This window comes from Bifidobacterium aesculapii (assembly GCF_001417815.1).
In the GTDB taxonomy this organism is placed as follows: Bacteria; Actinomycetota; Actinomycetes; order Actinomycetales; family Bifidobacteriaceae; genus Bifidobacterium; species Bifidobacterium aesculapii.
Genome location: NZ_BCFK01000009.1, coordinates 1 through 5,507 on the forward strand (window position 1 = coordinate 1; position 5,507 = coordinate 5,507).

Below are 5,507 nucleotides of genomic sequence, written 5' to 3' on the forward strand. Positions count from 1 at the left end.
TTGCCGCCGGAAATCCACACGGCACCTGCTCGATGCCTGTCGCGCATCTTCCCGTTCCCGCCGCTTGTCCGTCTTCGCGCGACAATGGCGGTATGCCGTATCGCCGCCGCCCCTCCTCAACGCCCACTCCGCAAGTCTCCGTCCATATCATCGACGCTGATGGAATCGAGGTTCGGGTGACGCGCAAACGCATCAAGAACATGTATCTGCGCATCAAACCGCCGACCGGCACCGTCGAGGTCTCCGCGCCGATGCGCATGGCGGAACGTCGCATCGTCGATTTCGTGCGGGAGCGCCGCGGGTGGATTCTCGGGCAGCGCGAGCGCATCGCGCAGGCCCGACGGCTCGCTGCCGCGGAGATGGCCGCGCGCGAGGCGTCGCTGCCGCACGGTGAGGATTCCACAGACCGTGCCGTTTCCGCGAGTGTTGCGGATTCCGCAGATGGTGCAGGTGCGGTCGGTCACACCGGTTCCGTCAACTCCGCAGATTCTGCTGTTTTCGTGAGTGTTGCGAATCCCCTCGCGGATCCTGTTGCGGATTCCGTCGATTTCGCCGGTTCCGTTCGCCCCGCCGGATTCGCGAACGCCGTCGAAGTGCCGTTGGAAGGCCTCGACGATTACGCCGGCGAGACCCGTATGGCACCCAACGGGCCCAACATGGCACCCAACGGGCCCAGCGCGTCCCCCGGCGAGCCCAGCGCGTCGCCCGGCGAGCCCAGCGCGTCCCCCGGTATCAACCCGCCTTCCCCCTCCCCCGTCGTGCCGGATCACGCGATCATATGGACGGACGAACGCCGCCGTCACGCCGCCGCCGCGATCGAGGCCGCACTGCCCGCGCTGCTCGACAAGTGGACGCCGGTCGTCGGCAAGGCGCCCACGCACGTCACATTGCGTCTGATGACCTCGCGTTGGGGCTCGTGCACGCCGAAAACCGGCCGTATCCGCCTCAACCTGCAGTTGGGGCTCATGGAGCCGAAATTCCTCGAATACGTGCTCGTACACGAACTCACGCACCTGTGGGAGCACGGCCACGGCCCGCGCTTCCGCGCCCGCATGGACGCGTACCTGCCGGGTTGGCGCGAGTTGCGCCGCGAACTCAACCGTCGCGCCGTGCTGTAACAGTTGTGACGGCTGTAACGCGTCCCGCTTGTGCCACGTCGCGCTCGATAGCGCGTCATCGCAAACGTCGATGACGCGCGCGGTGCGTCTCACCGCCATCGGCGTAATGTCCGTGGCGACTGTATGGTGATATGTCATCGCACATCTCGAATCGAGATATACGATATCGGCCTGCATCGAATATCGAGCAACAGGTCGCTGCCGAAACGCCACTGAACGTCACTGAACGTCACCAGAACATCGCAAGAGAAGGGGGACATCATGCGCATCCGCACACGCATCACCGCCGTCATCGCCGCGACGCTCGGCCTCGCGCTCGCGCTGTCCGGTTGCGGCGCGACCGGCGGCGGCGCCGCGTCGAGCGCAACCGGCGGCGTCGACGGCAAACAGACCGTCACCGTCAACGACGTCGAACCGGCGAGCGGCCTCATTCCGTCCGACACGAACGACCTCGCCGGCTGGAAGGTCGTCACGCAGCTGTTCGAGGGTCTCGTCACGTTCAGCGACACCGGCGAGCTCATCTACGCCGACGCCGAATCGATCACGCCGAACAGCGACGCCTCGCAGTACACGATCACGTTGCGCGACGGTCTCGAATTCTCCGACGGCGAGAAGATCACCGCGGAAACGTACGCGAAATCGTGGTCGTTCGCCGCGAACGCCGCCAACGGGCAGATGGGCGCCGCGATCTTCGCGACGATCAAGGGCTACGACGCGCTGCAGGACGAGCACGGCGACAAGAACGCGCAACTATCCGGCCTGAAGGTCGTCGACGACAGGACGCTGCAGGTCACGCTCGCCGCACCCGACTCGTCGTTCGACTACAAGGTGGGCGACGTCGCGTTCCTGCCGCTGCCGTCGAGCGCGTACCAGGACATCAAGGCGTTCGGCGAGAAACCGATCGGCAACGGCCCGTACAAGTTCGTCTCGTGGCGGCACGACGGAGAAATCAAACTCGCGCCGAACGAGAAGTACACCGGACCGCGCAAGGCGCAGAACGGCGGTGTGACGTTCAAACTGTACACGAACCTCGAATCCGCGTACGCCGATCTCACCGCCGGCAACCTCGACGTGCTCGACACGATTCCCAACAGCGCGCTCGCCACGTACAAGAACGAAAGCTCGATCCAGTCGTTCAGCAAGGCGGGGCCAGGGTTCAAGGCGTTCACCATCCCCTCGAACCTCAAGCATTTCACCGGTGAGGAGGGGCGTCTGCGCCGCGCCGCCATCTCGTATGCGGTGAACCGCGACCGTATCGTCGACAAGGTGCTACGCGGCACCGCGACCGTCGCCACCGACTTCACCGCGCCCGCCATCGCCGGATACTCGAAGACGCTTGCCGGCTCCGACGTGCTCGCCTACGACGCCGCCAAGGCGAAGGAACTGTGGGCGAAAGCCGACGCGATCTCGCCGTGGGACGGCACGTTCCGACTCGCCTACGCCTCCGACTCCGGCTCGAAACAGTGGGTGGATGCGATCGTCAATTCGATCAAGAACGCGATCGGCATCGACGCGCAGTCGTACCCGTTCCCCACGCAGAAGGACTTCTCCGGCGCCGTGCACGACCGTACGATCGACGCCGCGTTCGTGCAGGGATTGCAGTCCGACTACCCGCATCCGGAAGGCTACCTGGTGCAGGCGTACGACTCCTCCGCGGCCGACGGCAAGGGCCTCAACAATGGCGACTACAAGAGCGGCGAGTTCGATGCGCTGATCGACGAGGCCGCGAAGCAGACCACGCTCGACGGTTCGGTGAAGTACTATCACCAGGCCGAGGAGCTGCTGCTCAAGGATCTGCCGGTGATTCCGCTGTGGTACGGCAACGTCTCCGCCGGCGCCTCGAAGTCCGTGCGCGACGTGAGCTTCAACTACATGGGATTGCCCGAATACTACAAGCTGGTGAAGTAGCTGCGGTTTATAGGTGGTGTCGCTTGGGTGGTGCCTCGGCGGCGGTGGCTTTGGCTAGTGCCGCTGGTGCGGCGATTGCCGTCAAGCGCAAGCGCGCCTGATGCTTTCAACCTGACGATTTCAGCCCATTGCTCCGTAATTTCGGTCGCTGAGTGGTTCTTAGCGGCGGATATTACGGAGCAGTGGGCTGTTTTCCGTATTTTCCGCCTCTGAGAACGCGTAAGCGGCGGTTTGTACGGAGCAATGGGTTGTTTTCCGTACAAACCGCCGCTGGAGGGTCGGAGCGACGCTGGGGTGACAGTTAGACGACGGTCAGGCGACGCTGGGGCGACACTGCGCTGTCGCTGAATAGAGCCGCTACTGCAAATCAGCTTGCAGATCGTTGGAATCTCAGGCGACCAGGTGGCTGCGCATGAACCACTGGAACTTCTCGAGTTCCTGCACATGGTCCTGGATGACGTTGGAGCTGATCACATCGAGCTCGTCCAGCTCGGCGATGGCCTTGCGGTCGTCGGCGATGAACGCGTCGTAGTACTCGATGAGCGCTTTGAGGTAGGCTTCGGTGCCCGCGCGGCCTTCAAGGTCGAACGGCTTCCATGTGCGGTTGCGCGTGATGGCGTCGGCGCGGCCGTCCGGCGTGCCGCCCAGCGTGGCGATGCGCTCGGCGGTCTCGTCCGCCTGAGCGAGCACAATCTCGACCTGCGGGTCGAGCATCTCGTGCACGGCGATGAAGTTCGGGCCGGTCACGTTCCAATGCGCGTGCTTCAGCACGAGCGCTGCCTCCTGCTCCTGGCTGAGCCTGTTCTGCAGGATGGCGATGGCCTTCTCGGAGGCTGCCTCATCGAGACCCGGAACAACGAATGCGAGTGTCATGGTGGTGTCCTTCCTTGGTTGTCCTTGTGGGAATCTCCCGTAGGAACCAGTGCTCCCAGTCTACGATGACGCGCTCCGCTCCGGGCCGAACCCCGCCTCAAGAAACGCGGCGAACATCACATTACGTCTTGCCTCGCTCATGCCTCGGCTATCCGCAATCCACCGGACTGCGGATAGCCGAGGCCCACCGGACTGCGTCTCACGCCTTGGCAGGTGCGTGGTCCGGCGCTCCGGCCTTGCGCACCTCGATGGTCTCGATGCGGCGGCCGTCCACATCGGTGACGACCATGTCATAGCCGTCGGCGTGCAGCACGTCGCCGACCGCGCCCATCTTGCCGGTGTGCGCGAGGAAATACCCGGCCACCGTCTCGTACGGGCCGTCCTCCAGTTCGATGCCGGTCAGATCCTCGAAATCCTCGAGCGTGGTGCCGCCCTCGATCGTCGCCACCCCGTTGACGAACGCGCTGCGCTTGCCGCGACGCGCGCCACCCGGCTCTTCCGGCAGATCGTATTCGTCGCGGATGTCGCCGACCAGCTCCTCGGTCATATCCTCAAGCGTGACGATGCCGTCCGTGCCGCCGTACTCGTCGATCACGACGGCCAGATGGATGCCGCGCTTGCGCAGCAGTTCCAGGCTCGGCAGCAGTTTCGACGTACCCGGCAGCGAAATGCCTTCGCGCGTCACGTCGGCCACGGTCTTCGCGTTCGGGTCGCGCACGTCCAGCAGGTCGCGCACGTGCACGAAACCGAGCACGTCGTCGAAATCCTTGCCGGTGACCGGGTAGCGCGAGTACGGCATCTCGCGCACGTACGCGGCCGCGTCGGCGATCGCCATCGCGCCGTCGAGGAAGACGACGTCGGCGCGCGGGCGCATCACCTCCGCGACGATTGTCTCCGACGCGTCGAACACGTCGTCGAGAATCGTGCGCTCGTCCTTGCTCAGGTTCGTGTTCGTGTTGACGAGCACGCGCAGTTCGTCGTCGCTCACTTCGGATTCGGTTTCGTTCGGGTCGAATCCGAGCAGACGCACGATGCCGTTCGTGTTCTTGCCGATCAGCCAGATGATCGGACGGCAGATCTTCGCGAACACGTCGATCGCGGGCACGACGGCGCGCGCGATCGCCTCGGTGCGCTGCATGGCGATGCGCTTCGGCACCATCTCCGAGATGACGATCGAGCAGTAGGAGATGATGAGCGTGAGGCTGATCGTGGTCAGCGGCGCGGCGATGTGCGCGGGCACGCCCCAGCCTTCCACGACCGGCGTGATGTACGGGGAGATCGACGATTCGCCGAACGACGCGGACAGGAAGCCGCACAGGGTCACGCCGATCTGCACGGTGGACAGGAACGTGTTCGGGTCGCGGGCGATCTTGGCCACGCGGGTGCCGCGGGCGTCCTCCTGTTCCATCTGGTCGATCTGGGAGCCGCGCAGGCTCACCAGCGCCAGTTCGGTGCCGGAGAAGATGGATCCGAGCAGCAGGAAGACGAAGATCAGCAGGATGTTGAGGCCAAGTGACATGCCTCCCACTCTAAGGGGGCGGCACGTCAAAGGGCGGCGATGCGGGACAGCGGCGTCTCCTGCGGGGTGCGGCGGTGGCGTCTGCGGGG

4 protein-coding genes are annotated in these 5,507 nt (G+C 64.8%); 2 read left to right on the top strand and 2 right to left on the bottom strand.

What is annotated here, in order from left to right; all coding sequences use genetic code 11:
- Window positions 1–176: 176 nt before the first annotated feature.
- Together BFAL_RS11780 and BFAL_RS01420 are read left to right on the top strand one after the other, a co-directional pair.
- Window positions 177–1,118, top strand: coding sequence for a M48 family metallopeptidase (locus BFAL_RS11780; RefSeq protein WP_306345416.1), 942 nt, complete (start codon window positions 177–179; stop codon window positions 1,116–1,118).
- Window positions 1,119–1,379: 261 nt separating this feature from the next.
- A complete protein-coding gene (locus BFAL_RS01420) occupies window positions 1,380–3,026 on the top strand; it encodes a peptide ABC transporter substrate-binding protein (protein WP_055426673.1) in 1,647 nt (548 codons plus the stop codon).
- A gap of 390 nt (window positions 3,027–3,416) precedes the next feature.
- Here BFAL_RS01420 and BFAL_RS01425 read toward each other — a convergent pair whose 3' ends face one another.
- Window positions 3,417–3,899: a Dps family protein gene (locus tag BFAL_RS01425; RefSeq protein ID WP_055426674.1), complete on the bottom strand. Its 483-nt coding sequence runs from the start codon at window positions 3,897–3,899 to the stop codon at window positions 3,417–3,419.
- A 199-nt stretch (window positions 3,900–4,098) separates the two neighbouring features.
- Window positions 4,099–5,418, bottom strand: a complete 1,320-nt coding sequence (locus tag BFAL_RS01430; protein WP_055426675.1) for a hemolysin family protein — start codon at window positions 5,416–5,418, stop codon at window positions 4,099–4,101.
- Between the last annotated feature and the right edge of the window lie 89 nt (window positions 5,419–5,507).